Annotated in this window: 14 protein-coding genes; 9 read left to right on the plus strand and 5 right to left on the minus strand. The window is 61.4% G+C overall.

What is annotated here, in order from left to right; translation table 11 throughout:
- The first annotated feature begins 165 nt into the window (after positions 1 to 165).
- The 3 genes from QM780_RS16870 (at position 166) to dnaN (ending at position 3622) form a co-directional block, all read left to right on the plus strand.
- Positions 166 to 600, plus strand: coding sequence for a rhodanese-like domain-containing protein (locus QM780_RS16870; protein ID WP_415071590.1), 435 nt, complete (start codon positions 166 to 168; stop codon positions 598 to 600).
- 103 nt (positions 601 to 703) lie between these two features.
- Positions 704 to 2221 (plus strand): chromosomal replication initiator protein DnaA, encoded by a 1518-nt coding sequence (gene dnaA / locus QM780_RS16875; protein WP_415071591.1) that lies wholly within the window; start codon positions 704 to 706, stop codon positions 2219 to 2221.
- Positions 2222 to 2503: 282 nt separating this feature from the next.
- The gene (gene dnaN / locus QM780_RS16880; RefSeq protein WP_415071592.1) at positions 2504 to 3622 is read left to right on the plus strand and encodes a DNA polymerase III subunit beta; all 1119 of its coding nucleotides are present in this window, start codon (positions 2504 to 2506) and stop codon (positions 3620 to 3622) included.
- 117 nt (positions 3623 to 3739) lie between these two features.
- Here dnaN and QM780_RS16885 read toward each other — a convergent pair whose 3' ends face one another.
- On the minus strand, positions 3740 to 4216 hold the full coding sequence (locus QM780_RS16885) for an endonuclease domain-containing protein (protein WP_415071593.1): 477 nt from the start codon (positions 4214 to 4216) through the stop codon (positions 3740 to 3742).
- Here QM780_RS16885 and QM780_RS16890 point away from each other — a divergent pair.
- Complete coding sequence (locus QM780_RS16890; RefSeq protein WP_415071594.1) at positions 4215 to 5498, plus strand: DNA replication/repair protein RecF; 1284 nt, start codon at positions 4215 to 4217, stop codon at positions 5496 to 5498. The two genes, QM780_RS16885 and QM780_RS16890, sit on opposite strands and share 2 nt — an antisense overlap.
- A gap of 147 nt (positions 5499 to 5645) precedes the next feature.
- Positions 5646 to 8096, plus strand: a complete 2451-nt coding sequence (gyrB, locus tag QM780_RS16895) for a DNA topoisomerase (ATP-hydrolyzing) subunit B (RefSeq protein ID WP_415071595.1) — start codon at positions 5646 to 5648, stop codon at positions 8094 to 8096.
- 101 nt (positions 8097 to 8197) lie between these two features.
- Here gyrB and QM780_RS16900 read toward each other — a convergent pair whose 3' ends face one another.
- Positions 8198 to 9988 (minus strand): cation:proton antiporter, encoded by a 1791-nt coding sequence (locus QM780_RS16900; protein WP_415071596.1) that lies wholly within the window; start codon positions 9986 to 9988, stop codon positions 8198 to 8200.
- Positions 9989 to 10236: 248 nt separating this feature from the next.
- Here QM780_RS16900 and QM780_RS16905 point away from each other — a divergent pair, with 248 nt between their 5' ends.
- The gene (locus QM780_RS16905; protein WP_415071597.1) at positions 10237 to 12552 is read left to right on the plus strand and encodes a transglycosylase domain-containing protein; all 2316 of its coding nucleotides are present in this window, start codon (positions 10237 to 10239) and stop codon (positions 12550 to 12552) included.
- 8 nt (positions 12553 to 12560) lie between these two features.
- On the opposite strand, the gene QM780_RS16910 is transcribed toward QM780_RS16905, so the two are convergent.
- Positions 12561 to 13328: a M48 family metallopeptidase gene (locus QM780_RS16910; RefSeq protein ID WP_415071598.1), complete on the minus strand. Its 768-nt coding sequence runs from the start codon at positions 13326 to 13328 to the stop codon at positions 12561 to 12563.
- 190 nt (positions 13329 to 13518) lie between these two features.
- Positions 13519 to 14148 carry an SCO family protein gene (locus QM780_RS16915; RefSeq protein WP_415071599.1) on the minus strand — a complete coding sequence of 210 codons (630 nt, stop codon included), beginning with the start codon at positions 14146 to 14148 and terminating at the stop codon, positions 13519 to 13521.
- An 87-nt stretch (positions 14149 to 14235) separates the two neighbouring features.
- Between QM780_RS16915 and QM780_RS16920 the strand changes: the two genes are divergently transcribed.
- The 3 genes from QM780_RS16920 to QM780_RS16930 all read left to right on the plus strand — a co-directional run bounded on the left by QM780_RS16920 (position 14236) and on the right by QM780_RS16930 (position 16814).
- The gene (locus QM780_RS16920; protein ID WP_415071600.1) at positions 14236 to 14625 is read left to right on the plus strand and encodes an MAPEG family protein; all 390 of its coding nucleotides are present in this window, start codon (positions 14236 to 14238) and stop codon (positions 14623 to 14625) included.
- A gap of 65 nt (positions 14626 to 14690) precedes the next feature.
- A complete protein-coding gene (locus QM780_RS16925) occupies positions 14691 to 16088 on the plus strand; it encodes an ActS/PrrB/RegB family redox-sensitive histidine kinase (RefSeq protein ID WP_415071601.1) in 1398 nt (465 codons plus the stop codon).
- 144 nt (positions 16089 to 16232) lie between these two features.
- The gene (locus QM780_RS16930; RefSeq protein ID WP_415071602.1) at positions 16233 to 16814 is read left to right on the plus strand and encodes an ActR/PrrA/RegA family redox response regulator transcription factor; all 582 of its coding nucleotides are present in this window, start codon (positions 16233 to 16235) and stop codon (positions 16812 to 16814) included.
- A gap of 25 nt (positions 16815 to 16839) precedes the next feature.
- On the opposite strand, the gene QM780_RS16935 is transcribed toward QM780_RS16930, so the two are convergent.
- Complete coding sequence (locus tag QM780_RS16935; protein ID WP_415071603.1) at positions 16840 to 17337, minus strand: MmcB family DNA repair protein; 498 nt, start codon at positions 17335 to 17337, stop codon at positions 16840 to 16842.
- Positions 17338 to 17384 lie beyond the last annotated feature (47 nt).

Here is a 17384-nt window from a genome sequence, read left to right on the forward strand (position 1 = left end):
CATCGGACCATGAACGTATCGCCAATTTAGATATAGACCTGCGTTTTGACTTGGGCGTTGCTTCGGCTTTCCCAAGAATGGATGGGTATTCTCCAGGTTGGACTGGAGATACCCGCGCGGGTCTCTATCGAATACTTGTTCGGTGCGTGAGGGGACTCGTGGAAAATGCAGACTTCCGGCGTCGAGGACGTGTCCGTCCCCGAAACTTGGAAGCGTCTCGAAGGCGATCCAAAAGCTGTTCTTGTCGATGTCCGCACGCGCGCCGAATGGGCGTTCGTGGGTATTCCGGATCTCTCCAAGATCAACAAGGACGTCATCCTGATGGAGTGGCTGACGTTTCCAGACAACCGCGCCGTACCGAATTTTGTCGAACGATTAAGTGAGACGCTCACGGCCAAGGGCGTCGAAAAGGATACTGCAATTTATTTCATCTGCCGCTCGGGTGCACGCAGCCGAATGGCAGCCGAGGCAATGACGGCAGCGGGTTATCGCAACTGTCAAAACGTCAGGGAGGGCTTTGAGGGACCTTTGGACGCTAACCGACACCGCAATGAGGTCGCCGGATGGAAATTCTCCGGTCTCGATTGGGTGCAGGGCTAGCACGGATATCACGGAAGGCACGCCGGGTGGCAGAGGGTAACGCCAGCCGGTGATCAGGGGGGACGCTTCCACGCGTCCCGCGTTATCAGCGGGAGTATTCACTATGCAGGCAGCACAAAAGGCAGAGGGTGCGAGCACCGAACGAGGCGCAGAGACGCCAGCTGGAGCGGTAGAGGGCCGCGGCCACAAGGTTCGAGCGATGCTCAAGGTTCAACTCGGTGACGAAGTTTATTCGAGCTGGTTCAAGAGCCTCGAATTCGAGAGCTTCGACGGGCGGATCGTCAAGGTTTCGGTGCCGGTCAAGTTTGTGCGCAACTGGATCCAGGAACATTATTCGGAACACTTGCTTCGCTGCTCGCGGGTCGAATTCGCGACGGCCGAACGCGTCGAAGTCGTCTGGCGGCAGCCCGGCGCGGTGCCGCAAAGGCCATGCGAGACACGTCCGACGGATGCTGCGAGCCAGGGCGCTCCGGCTCCGGCCGCAATCGCACAGCAGACGACTGAAGCTCCACGACCGATTGCTACGCCTCGGGCGCCCGTGTTGCCCGTGCAGAGAACGTCGGCGGGCGGCCTTGAAGGTTCGCCGCTCGATCCGCGCTATACGTTCGAAAGCTTCGTCGTAGGCGCGTCGAACCGCATGGCACATGCGGGCGCAACGCAGGTTGCGGAAACCGTCCTGACAGGAGCTCCGGGCTACAACCCGCTCTATATCCATTCCGCGGTGGGCCTTGGCAAAAGCCACCTTCTGCACGCCATCGCCTGGGAAGTGAAGAAGCGCGCGCCCAACGCGCAGGTGCTTTATCTCACCGCCGAACGCTTCCGCTATCAGTTCGTCGAGGCCTTGCGGTCGTCCGATCCGCTGGCCTTCAAGGAGCGCTTCCGCAACATCAACCTGCTGCTGATCGACGACCTCGAATTTCTTCAGGGCGAGCGGACCGAGCAGGAATTCGATCACATCATCAACGCGCTGCTCGACGGCGGCAAGCAGGTGGTGGTGGCATCGGCGCGGGCGCCGAACCAGATCGAGCGTTTGAACGAGCGGATGCGGTCGCGTCTGCAGCGCGGCCTTGTGACCGAACTCCAGTCGCTCGACCATGAGCTGCGTCTCAAGGTTTTGGAGAAACGCCTTGCCGAGAAGCGGGCGGCCGATCCGTCGTTCTCGCTGTCGCGGGATGTCGTCGACCTGCTGGCGCTGCGGCTGACCGAAAACGGGCGCGAGCTCGAAGGTGCGATCACCCGGCTTTACGCGACGTGGCAATACATGCGCACGCCGATCACGCTCGACATCGTCGAGACGGTCATCCGTGATCTCGTGCAAAATCTCGAGCCGCGGCGGATCAAGATCGAAGACATCTTGCGCATCATCTCGCGCCACTACGGCGTATCGAAGGGCGATCTGCTGTCACAGCGCCGTCATCGTTCGGTCGTCTGGCCGCGGCAGATCGGCATGTACCTCGCCAAGCACCTGACCGCCCGGTCGCTACCGGAAATCGGCCGGCGCTTCGGCGGCCGGGACCATACGACCGTGCTGCACGCGATCCGCAAAATCGAGGGCGAGATCTCCAAGAATCCGAACCTCGGAGACGAGCTTGAGGAGCTGAAGAGGCTTCTCAACCACTGACCGCAAACTCACCCCTTGCGGCCTGATGCGACGTGAGGCCGGCATTTCATCCCCCTGGAGTGCCGGCCTTGCCGCGGATCGAGCGAGGCTAACCCGCGGTCTGACGCGGATTCTCCGCTAGCCCATACATCTCACTTGAAAAGCTCATCTCTTTCGGGTCTGATCCGGCTCCGCGGGCGATTCCGTCCATCGGCGTGTCTTGCGCCAAATTCGTTCTTTTTGCGTGATGCTGCGGCGGTTCCGACCGCTCCTCCACGCGGATTTCCTTAGCTGAGGACAACTATGCGTCTCGAGATCGAACGTGGGGAACTCTTGAAGGCGCTCAGCCACGTCACAAGCGTCGTCGAACGGCGAACCACGATCCCGATCCTGTCGAACGTGATGCTGAAAGCCGCGGGCGACACGCTGATGTTCAAGGCGACCGATCTGGAGCGTGAAGTGAGCGAGAGCGTCAGCGCCAAGGTGTCGGCGCCCGGGACGCTGACGGTTCCGGCGCATGTGCTGCACGACATCGTGCGCAAGCTGCCCGACGGCGCCGAGATCGAGATCAAGCGCGACGGCGACAAGGAACGGCTGACGATCACGTCGGGTCATTCGCGCTTCAGCCTGCAGACGCTATCGGCCGACGATTTCCCCGATCTCGCGGTCGGCGAGATCGGGCACGAATTCACGATGGAAGCCGGTGACCTCAAGCGGCTCATCGACAAGACGCGGTTTGCGATCTCGACGGAAGAGACGCGCTACTATCTCAACGGCATCTATCTGCACACCGCCGAGACGAAGGGCGCGAAGACGCTGCGCGCGGTTGCGACCGACGGGCATCGCCTGGCGCAGGTCGAACTGCCGCTGCCGAAAGGCGCGGAAGGCATGCCGGGCGTGATCGTGCCGCGCAAGACGGTGCACGAGCTGGCGCGTCTGCTTGAGGATTCGAGCGCGAAGGTGAAGGTCGGCGTGTCGCAGACGAAAGTGCGGTTTGAGATCGGATCGGTGGTGCTGACGTCGAAGCTGATCGACGGCACGTTCCCCGATTATGGGCGCGTCATTCCGCACAACAACGACAAGGAAATGAAGGTGCCGAACGCCTCGTTCAAGAGCGCGGTCGATCGCGTGTCGACGATCGCGAGCGAGCGCGGGCGGGCGGTGAAGCTCAACGTCGGCAAGGACAAGCTGATTCTGACGGTGAACAATCCGGAAGGCGGCAGCGCGACGGAAGAGATTCCAGTCGGCTACAGCGCCGGGCCTTTGGAAATCGGGTTCAACGCGCGCTATCTGCTCGATATTGCCGAACAGCTCGAGAGCGAAGATGCGCGCTTTCTGCTCGCCGATCCCGGCTCGCCGACGATGGTGCGCGACGGGAGCGATCAAAGCGCGCTCTACGTGCTGATGCCGATGCGGGTTTAGACATCGACGAACGGAATTCCCAGGGGTTAGGGAACGAAGGCCCGGAATCAAATCCTTTCCCTCTCCCCATTTTTGCACCTAATGGGGAGAGGGTGCAGGGTGAGGGGCAGCATACCCTCAGTCGTCCCCTCTCTCCAGCGCGGCAAGCAATAGCTCCAAAACGCCTTCGATATTCTCGTAGATATCTGCGTTATGCACGCGAACGATTTTATAGCCTAACGCCGACAACGTGTGGTCCCGCTCGCGGTCTTGTGCGATTTCTATTGGCGTGCTGTGCGTGCCTCCGTCGATTTCGATTATCAAGCGTTCCTTGCGACAGACGAAATCGACGAAATAGTTTTCGATTGGAAATTGTCGCACAAATTTGAAATTTCCGAGCCTGCGGTCGCGCAGATGGAACCAGAGCTTATCTTCGGCCGAATGCCTATTGGATCGCAGAACGCGTGCCCGGTTGGTCTTCCAGGGTTGGTTTCCACGCATCGTGGTGCCCAGATTGTAGCTGCCCCTCACCCTAACCCTCTCCCCGTCGAAACGGGGAGAGGGAATATCTAGGAATATTTCAGAATCTCGCGTGTGGTGATAAGCGCAGCGCATGGCATCGATATCTAATTCGCTGTGGGTCGAGCGGTTGCAGCTCACGAACTTCCGGAGCTACGCGTCGGCGAGTGTGACGACGGATGCCGGGCCGCAGGTGATCGTCGGCGCGAACGGTTCGGGCAAGACCAATCTTCTCGAGGCATTGTCGCTGCTGTCGCCGGGGCAGGGATTGCGGCGCGTGCCGTTCGTCGATCTGGCGCGTGCGTCTGGCGACGGCGGATTTGCGGTGGCGGCGCGGGCGCATACGCTCGCTGGGCCTGTCGATCTGGGAACAGGATTGCAGGCGCGGGCTGGTTTCACTCCCACCCCTCTTCGCACCTCCGCCCCTAACCCCTCCCTGCAAGGGGGAGGGGAACGTTCGGAGCGGGGGGCCGCATTCCCCCAAGGCGGAGCGGAATTCACGGAGTACGCCGGCCCTTCTTCGCGGGCCGGCCGCATCGTGCGCATCGACGGCGTGGCGCAATCGGGTTCCGGCGTCCTTGCCGATTATCTCGAAATCGTCTGGGTGACGCCGGCGATGGACGGGTTGTTCACCGGCCCGGCGTCGGAGCGGCGGCGGTTTCTCGATCGGCTGATCCTGTGTTTCGATCACGGCTATCGGACGATCGCGGGCCGGTTCGAACGGGCGATGACGAGCCGCAACAGATTGCTTGCGGACGGCGTGCGCGACAACGCACAGCTTTCGGGCTTCGAGCAGGTGATGGCGGAGACTGGCATCGCGGTCGCGGCGGCGCGGCTCGAAGCGGTGAGCGCGATGCGGGGAATCGTCGAGAAGCGGCGCGAGCGCGATCCCAATTCGGCGTTTCCGTGGTCGGCGTTCCGGCTCGAAGGCACGATCGAGGACGACTTGAAGCGGCTCTCGGCGGTGGAAGCTGAGGATGCGTATGCCAAGACATTGCGGGACACGCGCGAGCGTGATCGGGCGGCCTCGCGGACGCTCGACGGGCCGCACCGGTCCGACCTCATCGTCGAGCATGGACCGAAGGCGCTTGAAGCGCGGCATTCCTCGACGGGTGAGCAGAAGGCGCTGCTGCTTGGCCTCGTTCTGGCGCACGCCGAATTGCTGACGGAGCGGCAGGAAGGCGCGGCACCGATCCTGCTGCTGGACGAAATTACCGCGCATCTCGACGTGCATCGGCGGGCGGCGCTGTTTCAGGAAATCCTGCGGCTGGGGGCGCAGGCGTGGATGACGGGAACGGACGCGGAGGCCTTTTCGGCGCTCACCGGCAAAGCCCGATTCTGGGGCGTGAACGAGGGAAAAATCGAAGCCCTTTCGTAAGCGGTTCAAGAGGGACAAACGGCCACATCCAAAACGCTGAAAAACAAAGGTTTTTTGGTCTCAAATTCTGTCGATTTGTTGCGGCTTTTCGCGCCGATTTGTGCTATAGAAAACGACCGAATTTCCGCCCACTGAGAAAGCCCCGAAATGAACGCGCAACCGCTCAAGAAAACCCCGTCCGAGGACTACGGCGAAGACAGCATCAAGATGCTGAAGGGGCTCGATGCGGTTCGCAAACGTCCGGGCATGTACATCGGCGATACCGACGACGGGTCGGGTCTGCATCACATGATCTACGAGGTCGTCGACAACGCCATCGACGAGGTTCTCGCCGGGCATGCGAAGTCGTGCATCGTGACCTTGAACCCCGATGGATCGTGCACCGTGCGCGACGACGGGCGCGGTATTCCGACGGGCATCAAGCGCGATGACGATCACGATCCGAAGCGCTCGGCGGCGGAGATCGTGTTCACCGAACTACACGCGGGCGGCAAGTTCGACCAGAACTCCTACAAGGTGTCAGGCGGTTTGCACGGCGTCGGCGTGTCGGTCGTCAACGCGCTTTCGTCGTGGCTCAAGTGCCGGATCTGGCGCGACGGCAAGGAACACTTCATCGAATTTCACAACGGCAACGCCGTTGCGCCGCTGAAGGTGATCGGCGATGCGGGCGAAGAGCGCGGCACCGAAGTCTCGTTCCTGCCGAGCACGGAAACCTTCCACAACGTCACCGAGTTCGACTTTTCGACGCTCGAGCATCGCTTGCGCGAGCTGGCGTTTCTGAACTCGGGCGCCAAAATCATTCTGACGGACGCGCGCCATGCCGACGTGAAGCGCGAAGAATTTTTGTACGAAGGCGGCACGTCGGCGTTCGTGCGGTTTCTCGATCGCTCGAAAACATCGGCGCTGGGCGAGCCGATCATGATTCAAGGCGAGCGCGACGGCATCAGTGTCGAAGCGGCGCTGTGGTGGAACGACAGCTATCACGAGACGGTGCTGTGCTTCACCAACAACATTCCGCAGCGCGACGGCGGTACGCATTTGGCGGGCTTTCGTGGTGCGTTGACGCGTATCGTCAACAAATATGCCGAGGAAACGGGCCTCGCGAAAAAGGAGAAGGTCAATCTTTCGGGTGATGACGCACGCGAAGGTCTGACGTGCGTGCTTTCGGTGAAAGTGCCTGATCCGAAGTTTTCGTCGCAGACGAAGGACAAGCTCGTTTCATCGGAAGTGCGTCCGGTCGTCGAATCGATGGTCGGAGATCAGCTCGGTGCGTGGTTCGAGGAGCATCCGAAGGAAGCCAAGGTCATCGTCGGCAAGATCGTCGAAGCAGCGCTGGCGCGCGAAGCAGCACGCAAGGCGCGCGACCTGACGCGGCGCAAGGGCGCGCTCGATGGGCTGCGGCTGCCGGGCGGATTGGCGGAATGCCAGGATCGCGACGCGTCGAAGACCGAACTTTTCATCGTCGAGGGCGACTCGGCCGGTGGTTCCGCGAAGCAGGGCCGCAAACGCGAGTTCCAGGCCGTGCTGCCGATCCGAGGTAAGATCTTGAACGTCGAGCGGGCCCGCACCGACAAGATGCTGTCGTCCGAACAGGTGACGAACATCATCGGCGCGCTGGGCACCGGTATCGGCCGCGACGAGTTCAAGCTGGACAAGCTTCGCTATCACAAGGTCATCATCATGACCGATGCCGACGTCGACGGCGCACACATCAGAACGCTGCTGCTGACGTTCTTCTATCGGCAGATGCCGGAACTGGTCGATAAGGGCCACGTCTACATTGCGCAGCCGCCACTCTACAAAGTGGCCAAAGGCAAGGCTCATTCGTATCTGAAGGATCAGCGCGCGCTGGAAGATTACCTGATCGATCAGGGTCTGGCGGATGCGGTGCTTGTCGCCGGTGATGGAACGGAGCGCGCCGGACGCGACCTTCGCGATATTGTCGAGCAGGCGCGGCAGATCGCGGGCGGCATCAACGGCCTGCATCATCGCTATAACCGCGATGTCGTCGAGCAGGGTGCGATCGGCGGCGTGTTCGATGCCTCTATCCTAACGACGCCATCGGCCGAGAAGGCGAACGCCATCGCCGAGCGCATCGCGAAGCGGCTCGATGCCATTGCGGAAGAGACGGAGACGGGCTGGGAAGGCCGCTACGGCAACGACGGCTATGTCTTCAAGCGCGAGGTGCGCGGCGTAACGGAAGTTCACGTGCTCGACCGGGCGTTGCTTGGTTCGCTCGACGCGCGCCGTCTCAACGAGAGGCACGCGCATCTGGTCGAGATTTACGATGCGCCGGCGAAGCTCAAGCGCAAGGACAAGGTTGATATCGTTACCGGACCGCGCTCGCTGCTCGATGCCGTCTACGAGACAGGGCGCAAGGGGCTCGATCTGCAGCGCTACAAAGGCTTGGGCGAGATGAACCCGGAGCAGCTGTGGGAGACGACGCTCGATCCGGAAGTTCGGACACTTCTGCAGGTGAAGGTCGGCGACTTGGCGGAGGCGGACGAGATCTTCGCCAAGCTGATGGGCGATATCGTCGAGCCGCGCCGCGACTTCATCCAGGAAAACGCGCTCAACGTTTCGAATTTGGACGTGTGAAGTCGGTGTCATCCTCGGCTTTATGCCGAGGATCTATTTTGTAACCGGCGTTGTCAGATCATGGACCCTCGGGACAAGCCCGAGGATGACACTTTGGGCTGTCACACCCGCTTACGGCCGGGGAGCGCGCGGGTTTCGGTGCCGGCTTTCTTGGCTGCACCCTGCAGATCGGCGCGGAATTCGTCGCGCTTTTCATGAATGGATGCGATGACGAGGCCGGTCGGCACGCCAAGGCCGACGAGGGCGGCTTCGGACAACTGCAGACTGGCTTCGATCGTTTCGGGCACAGCGTCGTTGACGCCGATCTCGTAAAGGTGGCGGGCGTGGCTCGCGTCCTTGGCACGCGAAACGATGACCAGCTTCGGGTGGCGTGAGCGCAGCGCCTTCACGATCGCGTCGATCTCGGGCTGAGTGTGGATCGTGATAATTGCCGCCTTGGCAGTGTCGAGGCCGCAGTGCTCCAGAAACTCGACGTTGCGAACGTCGCCGAAATAGACGGGCTTGCCTTCCCGCCGGGCGTTGGCGACGAGGCCGGGGGCGCGATCGACGGCGATGAAGCGAACGTTGTGCTCGGCGAGCAGTTCGCCAATCAATTGACCGACGCGGCCATAGCCGACCACGAGCGCTTTGACGTTGCTTTCGCCTGCTGGCGTCGCGGTCAGCGCTGGATCGACGGTCGCCGGCGGGGTGTTGCGCTTGGCAAGCCAGCGTCCGAGCTTGGCACAGGCAGGGATGAGGGCCATCGTCAGCGACACGGACGTCAGTAGAATGCTTGTCAGCTGGCGACTGACGAGATGGGAATCGAGCCCGAGCGTCAGGATGACGAAGGCGAATTCGCCACCGGGCGCGAGCAATGCGGCAGTTTCCAGCGCTGGTCCGCGTGCGATGTTGAACAGGCGAGCGAGGCCGTAAATGATCGCGGCCTGAAGGACAAGCAGTCCGACCGTCGTTGCGAGAATGGCGGCCGGGGCGGAGATCAGGGCTTTGAGATCGAGCTGCGACCCGACGGAAAAGAAGAACACGCCGAGAAGCAGGGATTTGATCGGCTCGACGGTCGTCTGGACGGCGCGACGGTATTCCGTCTCAGCCAGAAGCAGGCCGGCGACGAATGCGCCGAGTGCCATCGATAACCCGGCCGCGGCCGTGACAAAGGCCGTGCTGACGGCGACGAAGAGCGTCGTCGCGATGAAAAGATCCTCGTTGTGGGTTTGAGCAACCACACGGAAAAGCGGCTGAAGCACGTAGCGGCCGACGCCGATGATGGCGACGATGGCGGCCGCGGCCTGTGCGATCGCGGTCAAAATCCCGAGCAACACCGAGCCGCCCTTACCGGGTTCGAGAATGCCGATGAGGATCAGGATCGGGACGACGGCGAGGTCCTGGAACAGAAGGATCGAGAAGCTTGTTCGGCCGACCGTGGTCGAAAGCCGTTTTTGGTTGGCCAGCATCTCGATGACGATCGCGGTCGAGGACAAGCAGAGCGCAACGCCGATGACGAGCGAGATGACGGGTGGCTGGCCAAGCGCATACGCAACCAGGCCGATGAGCAAAGCGGAGACGACGACCTGCGAGGCGCCAAGTCCGAAGACCAGGCGCCGCATCGTTGATAGACGTTCAAAAGAAAGCTCGAGGCCGATGATGAACAGCAGAAAGACCACGCCCCATTCGGCGAATTTCGCCAGCGCTTCGGGGTCGGTGATCGTCAGCCAGGAAAGCTGCGGCACATATGGGACGAGGGCGCCCAGTCCGCCGGAACTCAGAAATGCGCCGGAAAGTAGAAAAGCGAGAACGGTGCTGACGCCGAACCGGTGCAATAGCGGCACGACGACGCCTGCCGTGCCCAAAACAAGTAACGCATCCTTGTAGGTTGCCAGATTTCCCGCCGTCGACATCACCTCTCCTTAACAGTTCTTAAGAGTATGACGGGCGGTGACGCAGAGCGCCACTGGGCATTTCGCTCGTTCGTCCGCGTTCGAAATTTTTTCGTGCCTACAACTTGGAGGCAACGGCGCGTGCGGGAATGCCGACTTAACGCGGCCTTAGCCAACGTCGGCTAACAGTTTCAGAGATTATCCGCTTCAGATCGGGTTTGCTGACGTGGCGGCAGGGAGGGGGCGCTCCGCCTTCGAGAGTTTTGACGGTGTTGCGCGCCATTGCTGCGGCTTTGCGCTTTGCGTTGTGGCTGGTTTGGAGGACGATCTTTGGTCCTGGCCGCAAGCGTGCAGATGCACCGACGCAGACGCTTCCGGCATCATTTCAGTCCGTCGCTTCGCAGGCCTTCAGCGCAAGCGAGACGGCTGCGAATGACGTTCCGAAATCGCAGACGGCGCAGGCGCCTAAGCTCGGGCGTTTTCAGAGACTGAAATGGAAGTATCGCGTTGCGATTGGCGCAGGCGCAGTGGGCGCCGGCATCACGATGCTGACCTTCGCGGTTATGATGGTCTATTACACGGTCGCTTTTCCCGATCCGCTGGCGCTCAAAAACTCGGCTCACACACCACTGATCCGTATTCTGGCCCGCGATGGATCGGCGCTCGCCGAGCGCGGCGCGCCACACGATTATGTCCCGCTCGACAAAATGGCGAAAGCGCTCCCCGCGGCCGTGGTTGCAACTGAAGACCGTCGTTTCTTCGATCACTATGGGGTCGATCCGGCGGGCATGATCCGCGCGATGTTCGCGAACTTGAGGGCGGGGCGTTTCGCGCAAGGCGGATCGACGCTGACGCAGCAGCTCGCGAAAAACCTGTTTCTGACGCAGGACAGAACGCTGTCGCGCAAGATCGCGGAACTGGGACTGGCGCTGTGGCTCGAAATCCGGCTGACGAAACCGGAAATTCTCGAGCTCTATCTGAACCAGGTCTATTTCGGCGGCGGCGCCTATGGCGTCGGCGCTGCAAGCGAACGTTATTTCAACAAGCCGGCGAGCGAGCTGACGATACCGGAGGCGGCGCTGATCGCGGGACTGCTCAAGGCGCCGTCGAAATATTCGCCGGCCGCTAACCCCGGCGCGGCGCGGGCGCGGGCGCGCGTCGTCCTGACGAAGATGTTCGAAGCGGGCTTCATCTCGGAGGGACAGGAAACCCAGGCGCTGGCACAGACGCTGGTGTTCAACGAGCAGAAGGTCGAAAAGACGGCGGCGGACGCCGGTTATGTCATCGATTATGTGCTCGATCAGCTGCCCTCGGCGATCGGAGACGACCAGCAGGGCGATCTTATTATCGAGACGACCGTCGACAAGGATTTGCAACGCCGCGCGCAGGACATCGTCGCAGACACGATCGAGAAGCGCGGTGAGGCGCTCGGCGCGAGCCAGGCCGCCGTGACGGTGCTCGATGGCAGCGGCGGCGTGCGGGCGATGGTCGGCGGGAAAGATTATGCGGAAAGCCAGTTCAATCGGGTGATCAAGGGCAAACGCCAACCCGGATCAGCCTTCAAACCGATCATCTATCTTGCGGCGCTGAACAAGGGCATGACGCCGGATACGATCATCGATGATGCGCCGATCACCATCGGCGGGTGGTCGCCGAAGAACGATAACGGGCAATATGCCGGGCCTATCCCGATGCGGCGCGCCATCGCGCAATCAATCAACACGGTCGCGGTGCGGCTCAACCAGGATATCGGGCACGGCACGGCAGCCGATCTCGCGCAGCGGCTCGGCATCAAGTCCGATTTGCACGATGGCCCGTCGCTGGCGCTTGGCACGTCGGAAGTGACGCTGCTCGAAATGGCAGGCGCTTACGCGGCGTTCTCGAACGGCGGGCACGTTGTGTCGCCGCACGTCATCACGCGGATCACGACAGGCAGCGGCAGGGTTCTCTATCAGTATCAAGCGCCAGCAAACAGCGCGCCGATACCGGAGGCAGCTCGGATTGGCGCGCTGAACGACATCCTCAATGCGGCCGTCGATTACGGAACGGGACGGCGCGCGGCGCTCTCGGATCGACCAGTTGCCGGCAAGACGGGTACGACGCAGGATTTCCGCGATGCCTGGTTCATGGGTTACACGGCGCAGCTGACCGCTGGCGTCTGGGTCGGCAACGACAACGGCAAGCCGATGAACCGTGCGACGGGCGGCAGTCTTCCGGCGGAAATTTGGCGGCAAGTGATGCATGCCGCGCATGAAGGATTGCCGCCTCTGTTATTGCCGGGAACGACGGTTGCGGATCCGAATGCGGAAGTCGCGATGTGGGGCGCTCTCGCCAATCATCTGCCGCGTGTCGTCGAAGCCCGCGCCGGACAGACGCCTGTAGACGAGCCGATGCGCTATTCTGCGGATGCCTCAGGGTCGCCGCCGCCGCGCGAATCCCATCCGGCAAACAGCATCGGAGAGGATTTCATAGCGAAGGCGATTGCGACGACGCAGGGAGAGAACGGCAAGCCGTCGGCCGGTGTTTCAGCGCCGGATGCTTCGACGGCTCAAAGCGGGGTCCTGCCGTTCAGCAGCTGGTGGTGATACGCCGGTCAGTGTCCGCGGCCGTGCGCGGGACCGTAGCGATGAAGATCAGGCCCGAGCACCTGCAGCCACTGCTTGGCGGTTTCGAAATCGGGGCAGATCTTTTTGACGAGCGCCCAGAAGCGCGGACCGTGATTCATTTCGATCAGATGGGCGACTTCGTGTGCGGCGACGTAATCGAGCACGAACGACGGCGCGAGCACGAGGCGCCACGAGAACGATAGCGCGCCTGTCGTCGAGCAAGAACCCCAGCGGCTGGTCTGATCGCGGACCGCGATGCGCTTGGGCTGAAGTGATAGGGGCCGCGAATGTCTTTCGACGCTCGCGATCAAATCGCGCTTCGCCTCTTCGAACAGCCATCGCGTCAGGCGATTGGCGGCGAGGTGCTGTTCGCCGGGAACGACGATCGACGGGCGCGAGACACGCTGATCGATCGCGATCGAGCGCGAGCGCGTGTTGCCAGAGAAAACGATCGTGTGGGGAATGCCTCTCAGGGGCATGGCTGCGGCATCTTCGAACGGGACGTGGTTCGGCAAGCTGTCGAGGCGGGCGCGGACCCAATCGATGTGGCGATTGAGAAAGCTGCCTGCCTCGTCGAGATCGCATTGGAGCGGCAGCGTCACGATGACCGCGCGGCGCGTGCGGCTCACGCGCAGCGTCAGGCGGCGCGCGCCGGGATGGCGGCGCACTTCAAGTTGGGCGCCGATGTCTTCAAGGCGAACGGATCGCGTTTTGGAACTCAAGTCGATGGCGCGCCGTCCGTTTATGATGCTCATGCGCTCTGCCCCCAAAAGCCGACGCGCATCCAACTGATGCAACGAAGTGCTGCTCGCGTTTGCTCGATCAATACAGCACGAAAATGACCTATCAAGGTTCGTGTCGTCGCTCCAGTTGCAAAGTCATGGAGAAGTTCCGGCGTGTGAAGGTGTGGCGCGCAGGTCTCAGGAGCGAATCGACGCGTGTACACTACGAAAGTGCTCGATCGAGCGCTGACACGAGCTGATCAACATCGTTCGTATGCGGTATTGGCGCCAGCAATTTTCCATCCTTTCCCATCAGATAGAAGATCGCGGAGTGGTCGACGGTGTAGTTCTTGGGATCATTATCGTCAGAAACTTTCTGATAGTAAACGCGATACGCCTTCGCTGTTGCAGCGATGTCGCTTTCACTTCCCGTCAACCCAACCAACTTCGGGCTGAATGCTTTGACGTAAGTCGCCATCTTCTCCTGCGTATCGCGCGCAGGATCGAGCGTAATGAAGATCGGTACGATGTCGTCAGCGCGTTTGCCGAGCTTGTCGAGCGCCGCCGACATGATCTGAAGGCCGGCCGGGCAGATGTCCGGGCAGTTCGTGTAACCGAAGAACACGAGCATGTAATGCCCGAGATAGTCTTTGTCGGTGACGCGCTTGCCGGTGTTGTCGATCAGGCTGAAGGGTCCGCCGACCGCGGGCCGGTCCGTGACGATAACCTGGCCCTCGCCCGGCGGGCTCGAATTTTTGAGCGCCAGGAATCCAAATGCGGCGCCCGTCAGGAGGCCGGCGAACGCGAGCGCTATCATCGTGCGATTTATAACCTTGATGTCTCCGAGTGGCATTGGCTAGAAATGTTTTCCGGTGCGGATGCACGCGCGTCAGCGGCTGACGCTCTGCGGCGGCTGCTATCACCGAGCAAAGGTTTCGACATGTCCGTAGCGATCACCGCTTTATACACCGGCATCTTGGCTCTCATTGTCGTTGCGATGGGCATCAATGTTACGATTTATCGTTTCAGATATGGTGTGATGATCGGCGACGGCGGCCAGAACGTATTGCGGCGCATGGTCCGAATACACGGCAATACCGTCGAGAACATCCCCTTGTGTGCGCTGCTCATGGCTCTTTACGAGATCGACGGCGGCGAAAAAATGGTACTGCACGCTTCCGGCATTGCGCTCATCGTCGGTCGGATACTGTTCGCGGGGCCTTTGTGGGTTCACGACGGGCCGAGCCCGATCCGGGCAAGCGGGGTGACCCTTACGTGGGGTACTACCGCAATTCTGGCGGTGCTAAACATCTTGCAGCTGCGATCTTAGCGCGAGTGTAATCGCGGCGGCCGTGCGACCTGAAGTCACGACATTCGAAACTGGATCCTTCGTTCATGAGCACGTCAATGAATGGCCTGCCGCTTCTAAAAGGCATTGTCAACGAGCGCGAAAGCCAGCTGCGGCTGATCACGAGCGTGCGGCTCAGATGGGCGGCTGTTCTGGGCCAGCTCGCGGCGATCGCGGTCGTAACGCTGATCTACGGTTTTCCGCTGAACATCGGCGGATGTCTCGTCCTCATCGCGATGTCGGCGTGGCTCAATGTTTTCTTATCCATTCGCTTTCCCGCGCGGCACCGGCTTTCGATTCCGTTCGCGTTCGCGCTGTTGATGTACGACGTTTTGCAGCTCGCCGGTCTTTTGTATCTGACAGGCGGCATCCAGAATCCTTTTGCAGTCTTGCTGGTCGCGCCGATCACGGTCGCGTCGGCGACGCTGCCGCCTCGGTATACTATTTTTCTCGGCTGCATGGTGATCGTCGCGGGGACGCTGCTCATCGGTCATCACTATCCGCTGCCCTGGCATCAGGATCAGGGCCGTGGCTTCGAGCTGCCGCGCGATTATCAGATCGGCGCGCTGTTCGCGCTGATTTCGTCGATGGCCTTCATGGCGTTCTTCACGTGGCGGCTCAATAAGGAGTCGCGGCAGATGTCGGCGGCGCTGGCGGCAACAGATATGGTGCTGGCGAGCGAACAGCGCCTGCACGCGCTCGACGGGCTTGCGGCGGCGGCGGCGCATGAACTCGGCACGCCGTTGTCTACGATCGTGCTCGTTTCGAAGGAGTTAGAGTACGAACTCGGTAAAAACAGCCCCTATCAGGAAGATCTTCAGCTGCTGCACAGCCAGGCCCGGCGATGCCGTGAGATCCTGCAGAAACTGACGCGCAAGCCCGACGAGCAAGATCCGATGCACGCGAGCCTGACGATCGTCGAGTTGCTCGAAGAAGCGACGGCGGCGCACCGATCGTCCGGCAAGCGTATCATTATTTCGGCCAATCCGCTGCCAGGGCTCGACGACGAAGTCCGGATCGAGCCGGTGGCGCACAGGCGGCCCGGCGTCATCTATGGTCTCGGCAACCTGATCGAGAATGCAGTGAGCTTCGCGAAGTCGGAGGTACAAGTCTCGGCGCGGTGGAACGGGTCGCACGTGTTTTTCACGATTACCGATGACGGTCCGGGGTTTGCGCCGGAAATGATGGACAGCATCGGTGAGCCCTATGTCACTTCGCGGCGCTACGAGGATAAGGGCGATAGCGGCCATTCCGGGCTCGGGCTCGGTCTCTTCATCGCCAAGACCCTGCTCGAACGGTCGGGGGCGACGGTGTCGTTTTCCAACCTCTCGCCGCCGCGGCACGGTGCTAACGTCCAGATTTCATGGCCGAGAACGGCGTTTGAGCTGCCGCCGGGGGCTTTTAACTGGCCCGGCCGGCGTGGTATGCCCCTGAACGTTGCCTAGGCTGGCAATTTTTCGCGAAAGCTCTATCTTCTGTTGCTCCTCAAGTAACCTTTTGGGTCGGTTTTCGCTTGCTTAAGGGGTTGCAGCCCTTTAGGCCGCACTAGATTATAGCCTGTCATGTAAAAAGCAGACGGATAAACCGTGATGCGGGAGGCTCCCTTGGTTACCGAAGACCTGTCTTTCAAGCAGGATGAACTGCCCGCCGACCGCTCGTTGGTCATCATCGACGACGACCGGTCTTTCCTGCAGCGTCTGGCGCGCGCCATGGAGCTTCGCGGCTTCGAAGTGCGCTTTGGCCATTCGGTTGCGGAAGGTGTCGATTTGATCCGCGAGAAGGCGCCGGCATTCGCCGTGGTCGACATGCGCCTCGAGGACGGCTCGGGGCTCGACGTGATCGCGGAACTCGCCAAGGTTCGTCCGGATTCACGTGCGATCGTGCTGACGGGCTACGGCAATATCGCGACCGCGGTTACGGCCGTAAAGCTCGGCGCGGTCGATTATCTCGCGAAGCCTGCCGATGCCGACGACGTAACTGACGCGCTTCTCGCGCCGAGCGATTCCAAAGCGCCGCCGCCGGAAAACCCGATGTCGGCCGATCGCGTGCGCTGGGAACATATTCAGCGCGTCTATGAGCTTTGCAATCGCAACGTGTCGGAGACGGCGCGGCGGCTCAACATGCATCGTCGTACGTTGCAACGCATTCTGGCGAAGCGCGCGCCGAAGTAAGCGCGCCGCCATTTTTGTCGGACGATCATTCGATCACGAGGCCCGGGTCGATCTGCGCATGCAGACGCATCGCCGCCGTGCGCGCGATCGATAAGGTTAATGCCTTGCGCCGTGCGGCGCTGATCGGATGGCGCGGCGGCGGACGCACGATCTCGCCCGCATAGGCGTCGGCGAGGATCAAGCCGGCGTCCTCGGGAAGTATCTCGGCGGGAAATTCCGGCGATACCACAAACAGTAGCGCGTCGCAGTACTCGCGGTACTCCGGCCACTTCAGATCGGCGCGGAAATCGGCAACGCACGATTTGATCTCGACGATCCAAATGTCGCCGTTGCGCGCCAGCGCCAGGATGTCAGCGCGGCGACCATTTCCCAACGTGATCTCGCTCAGGCTTTCGAAGTCGAGGGTGCGGAGAAGGCGCTGCGTTCCACGCAAAATCGCCCGCGCGCACTCATAATCCCGGGCTCGATCCGCGGTCTGGGGCGGAGGGAAAGGATTCGTTGAGGAAGAGGGGCCGTCGGTCATGGTGCCGCCATTATGACCATGCGACAGTTGCGGACAAGCTGGCAGCA

The sequence above is a fragment of the Hyphomicrobium sp. genome (assembly GCF_047600905.1).
Lineage (GTDB): Bacteria > Pseudomonadota > Alphaproteobacteria > Rhizobiales > Hyphomicrobiaceae > Hyphomicrobium_B.

What these genes read in the sequence shown, in the direction of transcription:
- QM780_RS16885 (WP_415071593.1), bottom strand. Translation starts at nt 4,216, where the DNA reads ATGCGCTGCGCTTATCACCACACGCGAGATTCTGAAATATTCCTAGAT.
- dnaN (WP_415071592.1), top strand. Translation starts at nt 2,504, where the DNA reads ATGCGTCTCGAGATCGAACGTGGGGAACTCTTGAAGGCGCTCAGCCAC.
- QM780_RS16920 (WP_415071600.1), top strand. Translation starts at nt 14,236, where the DNA reads ATGTCCGTAGCGATCACCGCTTTATACACCGGCATCTTGGCTCTCATT.
- QM780_RS16890 (WP_415071594.1), top strand. Translation starts at nt 4,215, where the DNA reads ATGGCATCGATATCTAATTCGCTGTGGGTCGAGCGGTTGCAGCTCACG.
- QM780_RS16900 (WP_415071596.1), bottom strand. Translation starts at nt 9,988, where the DNA reads ATGTCGACGGCGGGAAATCTGGCAACCTACAAGGATGCGTTACTTGTT.
- QM780_RS16915 (WP_415071599.1), bottom strand. Translation starts at nt 14,148, where the DNA reads ATGCCACTCGGAGACATCAAGGTTATAAATCGCACGATGATAGCGCTC.
- QM780_RS16870 (WP_415071590.1), top strand. Translation starts at nt 166, where the DNA reads ATGCAGACTTCCGGCGTCGAGGACGTGTCCGTCCCCGAAACTTGGAAG.
- QM780_RS16925 (WP_415071601.1), top strand. Translation starts at nt 14,691, where the DNA reads ATGAGCACGTCAATGAATGGCCTGCCGCTTCTAAAAGGCATTGTCAAC.
- gyrB (WP_415071595.1), top strand. Translation starts at nt 5,646, where the DNA reads ATGAACGCGCAACCGCTCAAGAAAACCCCGTCCGAGGACTACGGCGAA.
- dnaA (WP_415071591.1), top strand. Translation starts at nt 704, where the DNA reads ATGCAGGCAGCACAAAAGGCAGAGGGTGCGAGCACCGAACGAGGCGCA.
- QM780_RS16910 (WP_415071598.1), bottom strand. Translation starts at nt 13,328, where the DNA reads ATGAGCATCATAAACGGACGGCGCGCCATCGACTTGAGTTCCAAAACG.
- QM780_RS16935 (WP_415071603.1), bottom strand. Translation starts at nt 17,337, where the DNA reads ATGACCGACGGCCCCTCTTCCTCAACGAATCCTTTCCCTCCGCCCCAG.
- QM780_RS16930 (WP_415071602.1), top strand. Translation starts at nt 16,233, where the DNA reads ATGCGGGAGGCTCCCTTGGTTACCGAAGACCTGTCTTTCAAGCAGGAT.